The organism is Streptosporangium sp. NPDC004631 (assembly GCF_053601935.1).
Genome location: NZ_JBSGCR010000003.1, coordinates 325,933 through 343,912, shown reverse-complemented (window position 1 = coordinate 343,912; position 17,980 = coordinate 325,933). Strand labels below are relative to the sequence as shown.

Below are 17,980 nucleotides of genomic sequence, written 5' to 3'. Positions count from 1 at the left end.
CGTCGCCCGCGAGATCTTCGCCTTGGTCAAAGCAGCAGCCAAAGATCATGGAATCACTCCAGCATGACCACTTGACCAACATAGGGGCATCCAAGTGATCGCCGTGGAGGATCTGACCGTTCGCAACATGGTCAAGAATCACAGCCTGGCCCGCGCCGTCTCCGACGCGTCCTGGCGGGAGTTGCGGTCGATGCTGGAGTACAAGGCCGCCTGGTACGGGCGGGAACTGGCGGTTGTGGACCGCTGGTTCCCCTCCTCCAAGCTGTGCTCGGCCTGCGGAGCGCTGCGAGACAAGATGCCGTTGAACGTCAGGGAATGGGAGTGCGTGTGTGGCGTGGTCCATGACCGGGACGTCAACGCGGCCAGGAACGTGCTCGCCGCCGGGCTGGCGGAGAGCTGAAACGCCTGTGGAGCTGGTGTAAGACCTCAACGAGAGTCCTCTCGGGCGGGCAACCGGCGGTGAAGCAGGAAACCTCACGGGCGACCGTGGGAATCCCCCTCGTTTACGAGGGGGAGGATGTCAACCACTCGCCTTCTGTCTGTTCAGCGCGTCCGCGACCCAGGTCGCGGCGGTGTGAGCACCCGCTCGGATCGCGGGACCGTCCTTGCTGCCGTCCACCACGGTGTAGGCGACTTCGAGAACCAGGTTGTCGACCCGGAGAGCCACATGACTCTTCTCCAGCCTGCCGGTCTTCCGGTTCTCGTAGAGGTCGTAGCCGAACGCCTCGTCCCCGACCGGTCCGACCCGGAGAGGACCGGTGGACCTGGCGGACCGGAACGACGCCTGGATGTCCGACCAGCTCCAGGCGGTCTGCCCGTTGGGCAGCGTGCCGTTGCGCTGGTTGACGAACAGTTCGTGAGCCTGGCGCGGACTCTTGCCCCACTGCTTGTCCGAGCCGGAGGGATACACCTCCAGGCCGATTCCGGAGGTCGTCCACTGGCAGCCGCCGCTGTTGGTCGGCCGCCCCGCCGTCCTCAGTCCGGGCAGGAGCCGCCTGACGTCGGTCACGGGGACCAGGTCGCACAGGTCCACCGGGGTGGCGAACGCGCCGGGCTTCTCGCTGAGCCCGGCGGGCACGGTCGGCTCGACCGGGGCCGGGGCCGTACGGTCCGAGACGAGGTGGACCACGCCCACGGTGGCCGCGATGACGGCCACCACCACGGCCACCTCGGCCGCGGCCCACAGCGCGGTGCGTCCCCGGCGTGTCCCCGGCGGGGCCGGAGCGGGGGCGGATGTGGAGTCGGCCGGCTGTGCGAGGAGGGCGAGATCCTTTCCGGGCGCGGGCGCGGGCGCGGGCGCGGGCGTTGGTGGGGACGGGGCGACCGGACGGCCGAGGGCGATCTCCTGGAGGGACCGGGCGACCTCCTCGAAGGGCGGCCGGTTCTCGGGCTGGGGGGCGAGCATGAGCATCAGCAGCGGGCCGAGCCGCCCGGCCCGCTCCGGTGGCCTGGCCGCTTCGGTGAGCACCCGGCCGATCGCCGCGATGGCGGTCTCGGCGGGGTGCGGGGGCAGGCCCTCGACGGCGAAGTAGAGCGTGGCGCCGAGGGACCACAGGTCGGAGGCGGGGCCGCCGCGCTCGCCGCGCAGGCGCTCCGGGGCGATGTAGTTGGGTGAGCCGACCAGGTGGTCGGTACGCCCGGCCGTCGCCTCGCCGCCGCCCTCGCCGTCGCTGTCGCCGCCGCCGTTGCCGTCGTCCTCTACGACGGCGACGCCGAAGTCGGTCAGGACGGCCCGGCCGGTCCGGGTGAGAAAGACACTGCCCGGCTTGACGTCCCGGTGCACCACCCCGGCGGCGTGCGCCACGGTGAGCGCGCTGAGAACCCCCGCGCCGATTCGAGCCACCTGGCGTACCGGCAGTGGCCTTCGCCGACGGACGGTCTGCTCCAGGGAGGCGCCCGACAGCAGCTCCATGACGAGCCAGGGCCGGTCCTCTTCGACGATCACGTCGTGGACCGTGACGATGGAGGGGTGTTTGAGCCGGGCGGCCAGGTTGGCCTCGCGGAGCGCGGCCGCGCAGACCTCCTGTCGCCCGAGGGGGGCGAGGTCCGGCGGCAGCCGTACCTCCTTGACCGCCACGTCGCGGCCGAGCAGCTCGTCGGCGGCGAGCCACACCGTGCCCGTACCGCCCTCGGCGAGGGGGTTGAGCAGTCGGTAGCGGTCCGCTAGCAGTCGAGTGTCGATCCCGTTCACCCCGTTCGCCGTCCCATCGCGGACAGAAACATAGTCACTTAGCGGCACATGGACCAATAAGTGAGATGACATGGTGGCCGTGGCCCCTGGCTTCGGTGAGAGGTTTCGCTTCGGGGCGGAGGGTGCGCAAAACCTTCACAATTCACCGGGGGTTGTCTGCACAGGTCCGGTCTACGCTGCGGGACATGACACCCCCTCAGCAACGACGTGTCCTGGTGGTGGAGGACGACGAGACGATCGCGCGGGCCGTACGGCACCGGCTGGCGGCGGAGGGTTTCGACGTCCAGGTCGTCGGGGACGGCGAGGGGGCGCTCGCCGCCCACGCCAGATCCGGCGCCGACGTGGTGGTGCTCGACCGGCTGCTGCCCGGCCTCGACGGGCTGGAGGTGTGCCGGCGGATGCAGGCGGCCCGGCCGGTGCCGGTGCTCATGCTCACCGCGCTGGGAGAGGAGACCGACCTGCTCGTGGGGCTCGGGGTCGGGGCCGACGACTACATGGCCAAGCCGTTCAGCATGCGTGAGCTGGTCGCCCGGGTGCACGCGCTGCTCCGGCGGGTGGAACGGGCCTCGCAGCTCGCCGTGGCGGACACCGTCATCCGCGCCGGAGACATCGAGATCGACACCGCCGAGCGCCGCGTCTACGTGCGGGGAGCCGAGGCGCAGCTCACCCGGACCGAGTTCGACCTCCTGTGCCGCCTCGCCGAACGGCCGGGGCAGGTGTTCGAGCGGGAACGGCTGCTCGCGGACATCTGGGGGTTCTCCGAGGCCGCCGCCACCCGTACAGTCGACAGCCACGTGCGCGCGCTGCGCCGCAAGCTCGGTCCCGGCGTCGTCAGGACCGTGCACGGAGTCGGCTACGCCCTCGTCCGCAGGTGAATCGGCCCCGTCGTCCCCCTGTCATCGGCCGGTGAGCACCGGGTGGGGGTGTGAACCGATCCGCGCTCCCGTCCGCAACCGGCTCCGGCCGCCCCGTCATCGGCCGGGGTGAGCGCCCGGTGGGGGCCGGGTGCGAACCGATCCGCGTTCCCGTCACTCGAACACTGGGATGAGTCAACCATTGAGACCCCTCGACTTCCTGGGCCGGATCAAGGTCAAGCTCGGCATGGTCATCCTGCTGGCCGTGGTGGCGGCGTTCGTGGTCAACGAGGTCGGCATCAACGCCGGTTACTCGCGCAACGTCCGTGTCGCGGTGGCCGCGGTCCTGGCCCTGATCATGGTGCAGCTGCTCGCGCGGGGGATGACCAAGCCGCTGCGCGAGATGGCCGCCGCCGCGCAGACCATCGCCAAGGGACGGTACGGCCTGCGCGTCTCCGCCACCTCGCGCGACGAGGTCGGCGAGCTCGCCCGGGCCTTCAACGCGATGGCGGCGGACCTGGGCGAGGTGGATCGGCAGCGGCGGGAACTGGTGGCCAACGTCAGCCACGAGCTCCGCACACCGATCACCGCGCTCCGGGCCGTGCTGGAGAACGTGGTGGACGGCGTCTCGACGCCCGACCCCGCCACACTGGGCACCGCGCTGGCCCAGACCGAGCGGCTCGGCCGGTTGGTCGCCCAGCTCCTGGACCTGTCCCGGCTGGACTCCGGGGCCCGGCGGATCGAGCTTGAGGAGGTCGAGCTCCGGCCGCTGTGCGAGCAGGCGCTGCGTGAGGCCGTACTCGCCAGGGACGGGGTCACGGCCCGCTGCGAGGTGCCCGAGGGGCTGAGCGCCCGCGCCGACCCCGACCTGCTGGCCCAGGTGCTGGCCAACCTGCTGGACAACGCGGTACGGCACGGCCCCGACCGCGGGGTCGTGGTGCTGGCGGCGGTCCGCGAGGGAGCCGGGGTACGGCTGCGGGTAACCGATTCGGGGCCCGGGATTCCGCCCGAGGATCGGGCACGGGCGTTCGAGCGCTTCTCCCGGCTGGACGCGGGCCGGGCCGCCGACGAGGGTGGCGCGGGGCTGGGCCTGGCCATCGTCAAGGAGATCGTTGAGCTCCACGGCGGGTCCATTCATGTTGAGAACGGCGTCGGTTGCCGCATCGCGGTAGACCTTCCAGAAAGGAGCGCCATGGGTACTTCGTCCGACCCCACTCCCACTCCCACTCCGGTCTCCGACTCCGCCCCGGTTCCTGACCCCGCCCCCATCCCGGTCCTCGCCCCCACCCCCGTCGCTGCTTCTGCTCCTGCCCCCACCTCTACCCCCGACCCCGCATCCCCGGCATCCGATGCCGCCGGAATCCCCTACGCCTCTCCCGAGATCCCCCCGGCTCCCCCGGTCTCTCCGCATTCGCTCGCCCCCGCGCCGCCCCCGCAGGGAGCCCCTCCGCCTTTCATCCACGAGCCCGTGCTGTACGCCGCGCCCTCCCGGCGGGCTCCGGGGCGTAACTGGGCGGGAGCGTTCGCCGGACTCGCCGTCGGCGGCTTCTTGGGGCTGTTCGGCGGCCTGGCGCTCGGAATGATCTTTGGGATCCTGGACCCCGTCCTGGGGGCACTGGTCGGTGCCGGTGTCATAGTCGCCGGAGGGTTCATCGGAACGGTCGTCGGCACCACCCCTTTTCCCTCCACAAACCCGGCAGCCCCCTCCGCCGGTCCGGGCGGTCCCTTCATGAATCCGGTCGGCTCTCCCACGGTTCCGGGTGGTCCCCTCACGAATCCGATCGGCCCTTCCACGGTTCCGGCCGACTCCCCTGTCCCGGCCGGCGGCAGACCGGTGGCACCCCACACGGGGACGGTGGCATACCCGGTGGGGCCCCCGGCTGGTCCGTCGCAGGGGCAGGCCGGAGGGGGACATGCTCCGGGGCCGGCCGTACCCGGCCCGGAGGGGGCGCGTCCGGCGCAGGGGGCGTCCGGTTGGGGAAGTGGGCCGCCGCGACGGGAGACGGTCCAGAGTGAGGGGGCGAGGGGCGGCTCTGCCGGGGGGTACGTGGCGCCGCCGGTGTTCCCCCGGCCGAACCTGCCGCCCACTCCTCGCTGGATGCTGCCGGCATGTGCCGCCGTCGGGCTGCTCGCGGCGCTGGCGCTGCCCTACAGCGACGTGGGGCTGGGGTTCGTGCTCGTCGCCGTAGCCCTGGGGGCGGCGGTCCTGCCGGCCGCGCGCAGGCGGATCACCCCGTGGTCGGCGGGGCTGGCGGTGCTCGCCTACGCACTGGTCGCCATGGCGATGTTCAGGGACGCCGACTGGCTCGTCGGGCCGCTCCTGCTCGCCGGGTTCCTGCTGGCCGCGCTCGCCTTGTCGGGGGCCGGGCGTGGCTGGTTCGGGATGGCCAGGGGGGGAGCGTCGGTGCTTCTGGGAGTGCTGCCGGTGCCGTGGTTCCTGGCGGCGCCGGTCAGAGACATGTCGCTACGCAGGAAGGTGGTGCCGGTGCTGCTCGGGGGCGGCCTGGCGCTCGTGCTGGTGCTGCTCTTCGGGTCGCTGTTCGCCTCGGCGGACCCCGTGTTCGCCAAGCTCGTCGAGCAGGTCTTCCTGGCGCAGGACTGGGCGCAGTCGATGCCGCTGCGGATCCTGCTGTTCGCGGGCTTCGCGGTGGTGGCCGCATCCGCCGTGCTCGTGGCCCTGCGGCCCGTGGCCCAGGTGCCCACCCCGGCTCCGCGGCTCACGGTGAGCCGAGGCCTCTGGGTGATCCCACTGATCGCGCTCAACCTGCTGTTCGCGGTGTTCGTGGCGATGCAGGTGACGGTGCTGTTCGGCAGCACCCGGTGGGTGGTGTCCGCGGCCGGCCTGACCTACGCCGAGTACGCCCGCTCCGGGTTCTTCCAGCTTGTCGTGGTCAGCGTGTTCGTGCTGGCGATCGTGGCCGTCGCCTCGTGGGTGATCGAGCTGCGGGGGCGGGAGCGGTGGCTGATGGCCGGGTTGCTCGGCCTGCTCTGCGCGCTGACCGTCGTCGTTCTGATCTCCGCCCTGCACCGGTTGGACCTCTATGTCGACGCTTACGGTTTCTCCCGCCTGCGTGCCACGGTGGAGGCGGTGATCTGGTGGCTGGGCGCGGTCTTCGCGCTGGTCCTGGCCGCGGGCGCGGTAAGGCTCACCCGGCATGGCCGCGCCGGATGGCTGCCCAGGGCACTGGTCGTGACGACCGGGGTGGCGCTGCTGGCCTTCGCGGTGTGGAACCCGGACCTGCGGGTCGCCGAGACCCAGGTCACCATCCGGGGGGTGGGCCGGCTCGACCAGGAGTATCTGAGGGACCTCGGGGCGGAGGCCGTACCGGCGCTGGACCGGCTGCCCGAGCCGACGCGCAGCTGCGTGCTGCGGAACCTCGTCGTGGTCGACCGCCTGCTCACCCCCGATCCGTGGAACGGCTGGAACCTCGCCAGGGAACAGGCCAGGGAGGTGCTTGAGCGGCGGCCGTACCGCACCGAGGTCTCCTGCTCCCCGGACTCCCTCTCCCGGCTGGACATCCCCAGCCAGAACTGACCACGATCCGGAGGATACGGCCTCCGCCGCCGCGGGAGCCGTACCGTTCCCGCAAGGTCAGATCTCACGAGGTCGGGCAGGGGCAGGCCGGTGGGGTCAGGGCACCCAGCGGTTGCCCGAGACGGTGATCATGACCTGGAGCTGGACGCTCGCGGCGAAGTAGTCGTTCGCGTCGAAGGTTGTGGCCGCCATGGTCTTCCACAGGGCGTCCAACCACGCCTGGCTGGACGGTTCGGTCATCGCGGCGACCGCGAACGGCGCGGTGAAGGCGGGCTCGGGGTCCTTGCCGATCGGCGTGCCGTCCAGCTCGTAGCCCGCCGCGATCCTGTCCGGATCGCCGCCGGTCCTGCCCTTGATCCAGGTGGTGAGTTTCCGTGCGGCGGCGAGTGACCTGGCGTCGCCGCTGGTCAGCGCGTCGTCGCCGATCCGCCACGGGTCGCGCAGCGCGTTCCAGTAGTAGGCGCCGTCGTGTCTGTCCTCCAGCGCCCTGCCCTTCACGGGACGGCCGTCCCTGACGAAGTCCGGCAGCAGGCCGGTGCCGTGCCGCGCCTGGAGGGAGGCGATCAGATCCTGGTGCGCGGCCCTGACGGTCGCCCAGCCGGGGTCGCCGGTGGCCTTCTCGAACGCACGGAAGCGGTCGATCATCCAGTCGGATGAGCGGCTGAGCCGGTGGAGCGGGTCGTCGGGGGTGGCCCAGTCGCCGAGCGTCAGCAGGTGGGTCTCCGCGTTGATCTCGGACGCCTTGACGGCCTCGATGCGCTTGACGGCGAGCCGCCGGTAGTCGTGGATCCCCGTACTGCCCCACTGGCGGTCGGCCAGCAGCAGGCCGTAGGCGACGTCGAGGTCGCCGTCGGTGGCGGAGTCGCCGCCGTTGACGCTCTTGCAGGAGGCGTTCTGCTCTGCGGCGAGCAGGTCCGGGTTGCCGCTGGAGGGGTGGGCCAGGACGTAGTCGACAAGGCCGTCGAAGATCTTCTTGGCGTCGGGGTCGGCTCCGGCCATGGTCGCGGTGATGACCATGCCGTAGCCCTGGGCCTCGGCCACGTACGGATGGTCGGCGTCGGGGGAGATCACCTGGAAGGAGCCGCATCCGTTCCTGACGAACGCGGCCTTCCAGCGGCCGTAGGCGTCGATCACCGTCCGGTCGAGCGTGGCCTGGTCCCCGCTGGGCCGCAGCGCCCCGGCCACGTAGCGGGTCGTGTGGGCGCCGAAGGGGACGGCCACTCCACCGGGGGCCGTCGTGCCGCGTGTGGGTTCGGTCCTGTCCGGGGCCGGCGTGCCCGAGGGGGCGCCGTCCGTGGCCGCGGGCGCGTGGGCGGAGGGGGACTCGGTGGCCGGTACGGCCGAGCACCCGGCCGCCAGCAGGGCCGTGGCGGCGAGGGAGGCGAGAACGCGGGTGTGCACGGTGAGATCCTCTCTGAGAGCTCTCCGGACTGACGGGAATCTCGTGACGCGGGCCACCGGAGAGCCGAGGGAAGGGGCGGAGGCGACGGCAGAGCGTACGAGACGCCCGTGGGGTGCGCCAAATTCCCGTCGACTCCCGATTCCCGCTGAACCTCCACCATGTTCCTCCCCGGTGACCCCGGTGACCCCGGTGACCCCGGTGACCCCGGTGGTCGGATCCGAGTGTGTCGTTCGATGTCCTGATCGGGACCGGCCCCGTCCGGCGGGCGGCAGCCGGTGGTCCGGCGCGATCGGCGGGGAACCGGTGGCGCCCGGTGTCCCACCCGCCTCCCACCCCGTGCGCCGCCTTCCACAGGTGAAGGCTCATGCCGGGGGTGGATGACGACTACGGTGTCGATCTGATGGCCACGTGTTTCCAATGTCCGATCACCGATGACACTGAGTGGGAGCGGTCACATGGGCGGCAGGCTGGAACCGCGGACGGACGAGGACGCGGCCCCCGTCGAGGCGTACTCGCGGGGCCTTGTGGTCGGCGATTTCGTCCACACCCCGGGCCTGGGCCCGCTGGACCCCAAGACCGGTGAGGTCGTCGGCGCGGACGTGGCCGAGCAGACCCACCGGGTGATGCGCACCCTCGGCGCGATCCTCGCGGCGCACGGTCTCGGCTTCGACGACGTGGTGAGGTCGACCGTCCGTCTGCGGTGTCTCAAGCGTGACTTCACCGCCCACAACGAGGCGTACAAGTCCTACTTCACCCAGCCGTGCCCGGTCCGTACGACCGTCGGCTCCGACCTGACGGACATCCTCGTCGAGATCGACTTCGTGGCCTGCAAGGCACGTTAGAGTCTGACCGACTGCGTGGGAGGACGGGGTTTGGACAGCTCGCTATACGTCTACGTCGAGGACGTGCGGGGGGAGGGCCTGTCGCTGGTCCTCGACCGGATCGCCGGATACGGCGTGGCGGGCGTGACCGTCGCCGCCACGTGCCGCCGCGCCCGTGACATCACCCCGCACGGCCGGCCCCGGGTGACGATCCGCGGGGACGGAGCGTACTTCTCCCCACCTCCGGACCTGTTCGACGGGCTACGCCTGGTCCCGCCCGTCCGGGACGGGGCCGAGGAGGAGCCACTGGCCGAGCTCCGGTCGGCCACCGCCGAGCGCGGCCTCAAACTGCACGGATGGACGGTCTTCCTGCACAACACCGCGCTCGGCCTGGCCAACCCCGACGTCACCGTGCGCGACTGCTTCGGAGACCGAGGCTCACCCGCCGACCTGTGCCCCTCCCACCCGGACGTCCGCCGCTACGCGGTCGCGCTGGGCCGGGCCGTGGCCAGGCAGGGGATGGACAGCGTGGTCGCCGAGGCGCTGCACTTCGGCGCCTTCGGCCACGGCCGACACCCCGAGCGCGGCTCCGTCCCGCTCGGGCCGATGGACGTGTTCCTGTTCGGTCTCTGCTTCTGCGACTTCTGCATGCGCCGGGCGATCGACCTGGGCGTCAACGCCGAGGTCGCGCGTGAGGAGTGCGCCAGGATCGTGGGGAGTGTTCTCGACGGCGATCCGCCCGCGCGGGGCGAGGTGACCCGGGCGGCGCTGACGGCCTACGCCGGACCCGAGGTGGTCGCCTACGCCCGAGCCCGCTCGGAGGCGGTGACCTCGCTGGTCTCCGAGGTCTCCGCCGCCGTCTCCGCCGAGGGCTCCAGCCTCGTCTTCCTCGACGCGACCGGCCTGGTGAAGGGCCACGCCGACGGCCTGCCCGCATCCGGGCTCGCCGCGCACGACTCCTGGCAGCTCGGTGTGGACCTGGTCGCCCTGGGAGACCTGGTGCCCGCGCTCGGCGTGCTCGCCTACGCCCACGACGTCGCCCGGGTCGCCGACGACGTGGCCGCCTATCGCCGCTCGCTCGGCAAGGGCAGGGAGCTGCGGGTCGTGCTCCGTCCCGGCCTGCCCGACACCGACTCGGCCGACCGGCTCGCCGCCAAGGTCCGGGCCGTGCGGGCCGCGGGGGCCGACGCGGTCGACTTCTACGCGTACGGGCTCGTGCCGTACCCGATCCTGGACCGCATCCCCGGCGCGCTCTCGGGCTGACCGGCTCCTGGGTCAACGGCCCGGACGGCGTGTTTCAGGTTGAGCGGCGGCACGTCTCAAGCTGAACGGCGCGTTTCAGGCCGAGCGGCCGGACAGCGCGGTCACCACGCCGAGCCCCAGATAGACCGCCCCGCTGAAGTAGCCCAGCACGTTCGAGTGGGCGCGCAGCCGGCTCCCGAGCGCGCCCGCGCCCGCGGCGTAGATCATGTCGGAGATCAGGCCGAGGATGAGCAGCGTGCCGCCCAGGACGACGATCTGCAACGGCACCGAACCCGCCTCGGGGTGCACGAACTGTGGCAGGAAGGCCAGGAAGAACAGAACCACCTTGGGGTTGAGCACGTTCACGACCACGCCCTCCAGGAAGATCGCCCGCAGCGGCTGCGGCGGGGTCTCCCGGGTGGTGAGCTCCTGCCTGCGGGTCAGTGCCCGGATGCCCAGATAGACCAGATAGACCACACCGGCCCACTTGATCAGGTTGAAGAGCGCGGCCGAGCGGGCGACCACGTAGGAGAGACCGGCCGCCGCCGCGGCGATGTGCACCAGGGTGCCCACCTCCACCCCGAACGCGCTCGCGATCCCGGCCGCCCGGCCCTGCGCGATACCCCGCGCGGCGATGTAGAGGTGGTTCGGTCCCGGGACCAGGACCAGGGCCAGAGATGCCACCATGAAGATCAGAAACGTGGACATGGAGATCACGGTTTCGACCCTAGGGCCACGTGGTCCCGGTGGTGAGGGCCATTGACGGGTGGCTTCGGTGAACCATTTCGATTCGCCGTCGGTGCGCCGTGACATACTCGCCGACGTGGGGCGGCAGATGGCACAGGGTGCTCTGATCGGACGGTCGGCCGAGCTCGACCGGCTGACCGCCGTGCTCGGCGCGGCCACCAGAGGGCTGGCCGGGGTCGCCCTGGTGGGAGGCGACGCGGGCATCGGCAAGAGCCGGCTGGTCGCGGAGCTGGCCAAACGGGCCGGGGACGACGGCTTCGCCGTACTGGTGGGACAGTGCGTCGAGCTCGGTGACGCCCTGCCGTACCTCCCGCTGGCCGACGCCCTGCGCGGCGCCCAGGGAGAGCTGCGTGCGGAGATCGACGCCCGGCCGGCCCTCGGCAGACTGCTGCCCGGAGGCACCGACCCCGGCACGGAGAGCACGTCGGGCCTGACCCAGCAGCAGCTCTTCGGCTCGATGCTCGGCTTCCTGGCCGCGCGGCCCGTGCTGCTGGTCCTGGAGGACCTGCACTGGGCCGACCACTCCACCCGTGACCTGCTGGCCTTCCTCAGCCGGATGCTGCAGACCGAGCGCGTCTGCCTGGTCGGCACCTACCGCACCGACGACCTTCACCGGCGCCACCCGCTCCGCCGGGTCCTCGCCGAGCTCAAACGCCTGCCGTCGGTGACGTCCATCGAGCTGAGCCCGCTCGACCGCGGTGAGATGACCGACTATCTGGTCGCCCTCGGCGGCGCCGACGCCCGGACGATCGACGAGGTCGTCGCCCGGGCCGAGGGCAACCCGTTCTACGCCCAGGAGCTCCTGGAGGCCGTGACCGAGGGCTGCTCGATGACCGACGGCCTGGCCGGGCTTCTGCTCTCCCGCGCCGAGCTGCTCCCCGACGCCGCTCAGCGGGTGCTGCGGGGCGCGGCCGTCGCGGGACGCCGGGTCGACCACGACCTGCTCCAGGAGGCTTCCGGCCTGGAGGACCTGGCCTTCGACGAGGCCATGCGTGAGATCGTCTCGCGAGGGCTGCTCCGCCTCGACGGGGAGTACGGCTACGCCTTCCGGCACGCCCTGCTCCAGGAGGCGGTCTACACCGACCTGCTCCCCGGTGAGCGGACCCGGATGCACTCGGAGTTCGCCCGCCTGCTCACCGCCCGCGAGGGCGCCGCGGCCGAGCTCGCCTACCACTATCTGGCGGGCCACGACCTGGCGGAAGCCATGTCCGCGTCGGTCGAGGCCGGGCGGAGGGCCGAGCGCCTCGGCGCTCCCGCCGAGGCCCACCGCCACTTCGAACGGGCGCTCGGCCTCTGGGACCGCGTCTCCGACGCCGAGAGCCTCGCCGGCATGGACCGCGAGCGGCTCGCGCTGCGCACCGCGGCGGCGGCGGCCGACATGGGAGACAACCACCGAGCCATCGCCCAGCTGCGCGATCTGCCCGCGTCCGCTGAGATCGGCGAACGACTCGCGTACTACCTGTATGACTCCGACGCGGCCGAGGCGGCGATCGTGGCCGCCGAGGCGGCCGTGGTGGCGGCTCCGCCGGGCAGCCCGGTTCTGGCCCGGGCGCTGGCCACCCTCTCCCGCACGGTCTCCTGGACCCCAAGGCACGCCGAGGCCAGGCCGCTGGCCGACCGCGCGCTTGAGGTCGCCAGGGCCACCGGGGCGAGTGACGCGGAGAAGGGCGCGATGATCATGCTGGCCTCCTGCGCGGAGTACGAAGGCGACATCCCCCTGGCGGAGAAGCTGTTCGGCTCCATCGCCTTCCAGGACTCCGGCGACCTGGCCATCGACCTGCGTGCGATCTTCCATCACGCCCGGATCCAGTACGAACGCGGCGCGATGGCCGGAGCCGCCACGACAGCGGAACACGGTGTGCGGCTGGCCCTGGAGACCGGCCTCTCCTGGAGCACCTACGGCACCGACCTGCGGTTTCTCCAGTTCATGATCCACTATATGGCGGGGGACTGGACACAGGCCTGGAGCATGGCCGCCGGATTCGGCGCGCGCGTCGGCAGGATCCCCGAGGCCATCCTCTCCTCCTTCGCGCTGTTCGTCGAGGTCGCCATGGGGGCGCCCGAGGTGGAGGAACGGCTGAACTGGCTGCGGCCGTTCTGGTCCGACTCCCTCGTCGCCTACATGTCCCGGGGCCTGGCCGCCGAGCACGCCCTCTGGCGGCAGGAGGCCGAACTCGCCCTGGAGCACACCACCGCGGTTCTCGACGCCATGGACCCCGCCGAGGTGGGCAACATCCGGATCGGCGCCGTCGCGCTCTGGGCCCTGGCCGACCTGGGGCGTGCGGACGGGGCCGACGAGTTCCTGGCTCGGGCGCGGGAGGCGGCCCGGGTCGGGATGGGCGTTGAGGGACAGGGCTGGATGGCCCGGGCGGAGGCCGAATGGCACCGCGCACACGGCCGCGTCGACATCGGGGCATGGCGCAGGGCGGTCGAGGTGTTCGACTCCGGCTTCGTCTACGAGGCCGCCCGCTCGCGGTGGCGGCTGGCCGAGGCGCTACTCGCCTCGGGAGACCGGTCCTCGGCGCTGAAGGAGTGGCGCCGCGCCGTCAAGGCCGCCACGTCGCTGGGGGCCCGTCCTCTGAACGAGGCACTGGCGGAACTGGGCCGTCGCGCCCGGTTCACCTCGGCTCAGCAGGGGGTGCTCACCGGCAGGGAACAGGAGGTGCTCGCCCTGGTCGCCGAGGGCCTGGCCAACCGGGAGATCGGCGAGCGGCTGTTCATCGCCCAGAAGACGGTCAGCGTGCACGTCTCCAACATCCTGGGCAAGCTCGGCGTCTCCTCCCGCACCCAGGCGGCGGCCGTGGCCCGCAAAGCGGGCCTGGTCTGACCGCGAGGATGTAGGCGACCGCCCCCCGGTCCACCTTTCTCAGGCCTCCCGGCTCCGTTCGCCCTCCTTTGGCCTTCCGGCCGCCCCGCCCGGTTCACCCTTCCCGGATCTCCCGGTCCGTTTCACCCTTCCCCGGACTCCCGGCCTGGTTCGCCTTTCTCAGGCCTCCCGGTCCGGTTCACCCTTCCCGGGTTTCCCGATCTCTTTTCGCCTCCTAGTCTCCCGATCCTTGTCCGCCGCCGGTACGGCGAGTGCTGTCACGGCCCTGGTCGGCGCCGATGAACGGCGTGCGACCCGGTGAACATCACTGGTAACCACGTCAGCCGCTGTGAGCGGCGAGGGCAAGGTCTCGGACAACCTGGATGAGCTCGGCAGGGTCGAACGGCTTGGTGAGGTAGGCGTCGACCCCGATGTCCATCCCCCGCCTTCTGTCGTCCTCCTGGGCCCGCGCGGTGATCAGGAGGACCTTGATGTGCCTGGTCTCCTCGTTGCCGCGCAGCTTGGTGGCCGTCATCCAGCCATCGAGCCTGGGCATCATCACGTCGAGGGTGATCACATCGGGCATCACGTCCAGTACCCGTTTCAGACAGTCCTGCCCATCCGATGCGGTCTCCACCTGAAACCCCTCCAGGGTCAGGTTGACCGCGATGAGCTGTCGGATGACCTCGTCGTCATCCACTACCAACACTTTGCCCAGAAGCTCGCCCACGGGCGTGAGGCTAACTCCTCCGGGCCCGGTCACGTGCGGTTTTCGACGGATGTCGCGCGGCTATCCAAGGACGACAGGTTTTCAACGATGGCGAGCTCCGCTGTTCCCTCCCCAAACCTTCGCGTCCCCCACCGCAGCCCCTCGGGCACCCCTCCGCTCCTCCGGCACCGCGCCGGTCTCCATCAACTCCTCCTGAGGGGGCCGTCGTCTTTAGGTGACGGGGGAATCGGGGGCGGGAGGGCCGCCAAGGCCCGAGCGTGCTCTGACCGGTCAGGTCTGCGCATCAGAGTTCTCCGTTCATCGCACGTTAGATAGATGACGCTGTTATAACGCTCGTGTGACTCGTCAGGTGCGCACCTCCCCCGGCGCGGCGTACGACCTCGGGTACCGCGTGGTGTGGTGCCCGAAGTATCGCCGCCCCGTTCTGGGCGGCCGTGTCAAAGACCGCCTGGAGGAGTTGATCCACGCCAAAGCCGCCGAGCACGGCTGGGAGATCGTGGCGCTGGAGGTGATGCCCGACCACGTGCACCTGTTCGTCAAGCCGCACCCGAAGAACTCGCCGTCGTACGTCGCCGGCCGGTTCAAGGGCTTCACCTCCCACCACCTGCGCGCCGAGTTCCCGCACCTGCGCTCCCAGCTGCCCACCTTGTGGTCACGGTCGTACTTCGTGGCCACGGTCGGCGCGGTGTCCGCCGAGACGGTGCGGCGCTACATCGAAACGCAGTACGAGCGCGTCCCCAAGGAGGGCGATCGTGCGTAGGTCGTTCACGTTCCCGCTGCGCCCGACCGCCAAGCAGACGGCCGCGCTGACGGCGTGCCTGGACGATCACCGCGCCCTGTACAACGCCGCGCTGGAGCACCGCCGTACCGCCTACGCCAAGGCAGGCGTCACCGTCCGCTACGGCGACCAGTCCGCTGATCTGAAGCACATCCGCGCCGCCGACACCGACGGTCAGGGCCGGTGGTCGTTCTCCTCCCAGCAGACCACTCTGCGCCGCCTGGACAAGGCGTTCGCCGCGTTCTTCGCCCGCGTCAAAGCCGGGCGCACGCCGGGCTTCCCCCGCTTCAAGGGCAAGGGGTGGTTCGACACCGTCGAGTGGCCCAAAGACGGCGACGGCTGCCGGTGGGACTCCCGGCCCGAACACCCGTCCGCGACGTTCGTGCGCCTTCAGGGCGTCGGCCACGTCCGTGTACACCAGCACCGCGCCGTGCGCGGCACCGTCAAGACGATCAGCGTGAAACGGGAGGGCACCCGCTGGTACGTGATCTTGTCGTGCGACGGCGTGCCCGCCGAACCTCTGCCCGCGACCGGCGCGGTTGTCGGGATCGACATGGGCGTCGCGTCGCTGGTCATCACCTCTGACGGCGAGTACTTCGACAACCCGCGTCACCTGGCGGCCTCCGCCGACCGGCTCGCCGACGCGCAGCGGGACCTGGCCCGCAAGAAGCGCGGCTCCAGGCGCCGCCGCAAGGCCGCCGCCCGGGTCGCGGCCCTGCACGCCAAGGTGCGCCGTCAGCGCCTGGACGGCGCGCACAAGGCCGCCAACGCGTTGGTGCGCGCCTACGACGTGATCGTGCATGAGGATCTGCGGATCACCGGCATGACCCGGTCGGCGTCCGGCACGATCGACGCCCCAGGGCGGAACGTCGCCGCCAAGTCCGGCCTCAACCGTTCGATCCTGGACGCGGGCTGGGGGGTGTTCCTGACGATCTTGTCGTACAAGGCTGAAAGCGCCGGTCGAGAGCTGATCGCGGTGAACCCCGCCCACACCTCCCGCACCTGCCCGCGCTGCGGGCACCGTGCGAAGGAGAACCGCGTCAGCCAGGCCGAGTTCCGGTGCGTGTCGTGCGGGCATGCCGCGCACGCCGACGTGAACGCGGCGATCAACATTCTCAGGGCAGGGCTTGCCCTTCGCCGGGCCGCGCAGGCGGCTTAGCGAGAAGCCGCTCCCTTCAGGGAGCGGAGGAGTCACCTCCTCCGGTACTTTCCCAGCCGGTCTCCACCTCACTTCGGTGCTTCCCCCTCCGCCTCTCCAGGGCTCCCTCCTCCACTCTCCCGGGGCTGTGGACAGCCCGAAGTTTTCCCCAGAACCGGATTCGGCTCCTTGCCGATCACGCCGTCTCGCCGATCCTGGGGCCTCGATCGTTCATCGAGCCCAGGGAGGCCATGCGTGATCACAACACTCATCACCGTCACCGTCCTCACGGCGGCCCTCGCGGGGGTCCATCAGGCGTCGGCGACCCACCCCTGCCCGACAGCCGCCACCCACTGGATCAGGCTGCTCTCCGGAGCCGGGTTACCGGACGGCGTCCGGAGACGGTTCGAAGACAACGTCCACATCGCGCCGACCACCGGCCGGGAGACCAACCAGGTCGGCAAGGCCGGCGGAAGCCCTGAGAACACTGAAATCGACAAGGACGACAAGGCCGGGGGGATCGGCGAGGTCGACGAGAGCGGCGAGGAGGGCAAGATCGGCGGGTCCGATGAGACCGGCAAAACCGGCGAGGTCGAGGAGAAGGGGGAAACCGGCGAGGTCGGAGAGATCGACGAGGCCGGCAGGGCGCCTTCCGGGCGCAGGCCAGAGACCGCCTCCGCCACCGCCGCAAGCGGCACCCCCCGCCACCCCCTCGGCCGCACCTTCAGCGGCATCCCCAACCCCGGCCGCGTCCGCGGCGCCCCCTGCGGTGACACCTCCGACGGGGATCACACGCAGCCGGTCGGTGCCGCCACCTCTTCCGAACCCCCTTCCTCGGAGAACGGGGAGAACGGGGGCGTCGCGGGGGCCGCCGACAGGGTGGTCCGCCTGTCGGTCACGTCCCTGCGGCGCTCACGCCGGCTCTTTCCCGGGCAGCTGGCGGCCGCTGCTGCGCTTCGCCAGGTTGGCAGGCCGTACGTCTGGGGCGGTGGTTCAGGCACAGGTCCGACCGGCGGCGGCTTCGACTGCTCGGGGCTCGCCCTGCACGCCTGGTCGAAGGCGGGGGCCAGGCTCCCTCACTACACCGGCAGCCAGTTCAGGCAGGGTCTCCGGGTGCCGTTCTCCCGGCTCCGTCCCGGAGACCTGGTCTTCTTCGGCGGGGGCGTCGGAGACCCCACCCACGTGGGTGTCTACCTCAAGAACGGCATCATGGTCCACGCCCCCAAGACCGGCGACGTGGTCAGGGCGACGAAGTTCACCACCTCCGCCTACTACCGCGCCCACTATCGCGGAGCCGTCCGCCCGGAGTCCTGACCTCCCCGGTGACAGCCGGTGCCCCCGAGATCACCTACTTCGCGCTTCGAGTGTCGGTTCCCCTCCAGATGCTGGTAACCTAATCACTCGTTGGCCCCCTTAGCTCAGGGGATAGAGCACCGGCCTCCGGAGCCGGGAGCGCAAGTTCGAATCTTGCAGGGGGCACCCAAGCCAGGTCGGTCCGAACACGGGCCTGACCTGGGGTCGGAACGCCGAAACGGGCGGGACTCCAGTTTCACTGAGTCCCGCCCGTTCTCGTTGCGCTCGCTGCCTGTGGGCCGGTCGTGGGCCGACTATGGGCCGGTTGAAGAAGACAGTCCGCCCTGGGCCACCTCGGCCCCGTCGACGACGGGCAGTAACCCGACAAGGCGCTACTCGCCGCGTAACAGCCGGTGTCCGCACTTCGGGGGAGGCCCCCGGCC

At 71.3% G+C, this 17,980-nt stretch carries 12 protein-coding genes, 1 tRNA gene and 1 pseudogene; 10 read left to right on the top strand and 4 right to left on the bottom strand.

What is annotated here, in order from left to right; all coding sequences use genetic code 11:
- Positions 1 to 91: 91 nt before the first annotated feature.
- Positions 92 to 498: pseudogene (locus ACWEF2_RS04895) on the top strand (RNA-guided endonuclease TnpB family protein); the annotation flags it as partial.
- Positions 499 to 520: 22 nt separating this feature from the next.
- Here ACWEF2_RS04895 and ACWEF2_RS04890 read toward each other — a convergent pair.
- Complete coding sequence (locus tag ACWEF2_RS04890; protein WP_453811969.1) at positions 521 to 2,191, bottom strand: serine/threonine-protein kinase; 1,671 nt, start codon at positions 2,189 to 2,191, stop codon at positions 521 to 523.
- Positions 2,192 to 2,376: 185 nt separating this feature from the next.
- Here ACWEF2_RS04890 and ACWEF2_RS04885 point away from each other — a divergent pair, with 185 nt between their 5' ends.
- Both ACWEF2_RS04885 and ACWEF2_RS04880 read left to right on the top strand, forming a co-directional pair.
- Complete coding sequence (locus tag ACWEF2_RS04885; protein ID WP_453811967.1) at positions 2,377 to 3,066, top strand: response regulator transcription factor; 690 nt, start codon at positions 2,377 to 2,379, stop codon at positions 3,064 to 3,066.
- Positions 3,067 to 3,247: 181 nt separating this feature from the next.
- Positions 3,248 to 6,580 carry a DUF4153 domain-containing protein gene (locus ACWEF2_RS04880; protein ID WP_453811965.1) on the top strand — a complete coding sequence of 1,111 codons (3,333 nt, stop codon included), beginning with the start codon at positions 3,248 to 3,250 and terminating at the stop codon, positions 6,578 to 6,580.
- Positions 6,581 to 6,676: 96 nt separating this feature from the next.
- Here ACWEF2_RS04880 and ACWEF2_RS04875 read toward each other — a convergent pair whose 3' ends face one another.
- Entirely contained in the window at positions 6,677 to 7,981 is a 1,305-nt protein-coding gene (locus ACWEF2_RS04875; protein WP_453811963.1) for a glycosyl hydrolase family 8, read from the bottom strand.
- A 432-nt stretch (positions 7,982 to 8,413) separates the two neighbouring features.
- Between ACWEF2_RS04875 and ACWEF2_RS04870 the strand changes: the two genes are divergently transcribed.
- Both ACWEF2_RS04870 and ACWEF2_RS04865 read left to right on the top strand, forming a co-directional pair.
- Positions 8,414 to 8,824 carry a Rid family hydrolase gene (locus tag ACWEF2_RS04870; protein WP_453811961.1) on the top strand — a complete coding sequence of 137 codons (411 nt, stop codon included), beginning with the start codon at positions 8,414 to 8,416 and terminating at the stop codon, positions 8,822 to 8,824.
- 30 nt (positions 8,825 to 8,854) lie between these two features.
- The gene (locus ACWEF2_RS04865) at positions 8,855 to 10,066 is read left to right on the top strand and encodes a hypothetical protein (protein ID WP_453811959.1); all 1,212 of its coding nucleotides are present in this window, start codon (positions 8,855 to 8,857) and stop codon (positions 10,064 to 10,066) included.
- A gap of 75 nt (positions 10,067 to 10,141) precedes the next feature.
- On the opposite strand, the gene ACWEF2_RS04860 is transcribed toward ACWEF2_RS04865, so the two are convergent.
- Entirely contained in the window at positions 10,142 to 10,753 is a 612-nt protein-coding gene (locus ACWEF2_RS04860) for a LysE family translocator (RefSeq protein WP_453811957.1), read from the bottom strand.
- A 67-nt stretch (positions 10,754 to 10,820) separates the two neighbouring features.
- Between ACWEF2_RS04860 and ACWEF2_RS04855 the strand changes: the two genes are divergently transcribed.
- Positions 10,821 to 13,619 carry a helix-turn-helix transcriptional regulator gene (locus ACWEF2_RS04855; protein ID WP_453811955.1) on the top strand — a complete coding sequence of 933 codons (2,799 nt, stop codon included), beginning with the start codon at positions 10,821 to 10,823 and terminating at the stop codon, positions 13,617 to 13,619.
- A gap of 319 nt (positions 13,620 to 13,938) precedes the next feature.
- Here the strand turns inward: ACWEF2_RS04855 and ACWEF2_RS04850 are convergent, their stop codons facing one another.
- Positions 13,939 to 14,307: a response regulator transcription factor gene (locus ACWEF2_RS04850; protein ID WP_453811953.1), complete on the bottom strand. Its 369-nt coding sequence runs from the start codon at positions 14,305 to 14,307 to the stop codon at positions 13,939 to 13,941.
- A gap of 358 nt (positions 14,308 to 14,665) precedes the next feature.
- Here ACWEF2_RS04850 and tnpA point away from each other — a divergent pair, with 358 nt between their 5' ends.
- From tnpA to ACWEF2_RS04830, 4 genes are all read left to right on the top strand, one after another.
- Complete coding sequence (gene tnpA, locus ACWEF2_RS04845; protein WP_453811951.1) at positions 14,666 to 15,088, top strand: IS200/IS605 family transposase; 423 nt, start codon at positions 14,666 to 14,668, stop codon at positions 15,086 to 15,088.
- Positions 15,081 to 16,265 carry an RNA-guided endonuclease InsQ/TnpB family protein gene (locus ACWEF2_RS04840; RefSeq protein ID WP_453811949.1) on the top strand — a complete coding sequence of 395 codons (1,185 nt, stop codon included), beginning with the start codon at positions 15,081 to 15,083 and terminating at the stop codon, positions 16,263 to 16,265. The genes tnpA and ACWEF2_RS04840 overlap by 8 nt, the downstream gene beginning before the upstream one ends.
- A gap of 234 nt (positions 16,266 to 16,499) precedes the next feature.
- On the top strand, positions 16,500 to 17,558 hold the full coding sequence (locus ACWEF2_RS04835; RefSeq protein WP_453811947.1) for an NlpC/P60 family protein: 1,059 nt from the start codon (positions 16,500 to 16,502) through the stop codon (positions 17,556 to 17,558).
- A gap of 93 nt (positions 17,559 to 17,651) precedes the next feature.
- Positions 17,652 to 17,723 (top strand) — tRNA-Arg (locus ACWEF2_RS04830).
- Positions 17,724 to 17,980 lie beyond the last annotated feature (257 nt).

Bases quoted from the DNA above. Each gene is read 5' to 3' on its own strand.
- ACWEF2_RS04860 (WP_453811957.1), bottom strand. From the start codon at position 10,753: ATGTCCACGTTTCTGATCTTCATGGTGGCATCTCTGGCCCTGGTCCTG.
- ACWEF2_RS04870 (WP_453811961.1), top strand. From the start codon at position 8,414: ATGACACTGAGTGGGAGCGGTCACATGGGCGGCAGGCTGGAACCGCGG.
- ACWEF2_RS04885 (WP_453811967.1), top strand. From the start codon at position 2,377: ATGACACCCCCTCAGCAACGACGTGTCCTGGTGGTGGAGGACGACGAG.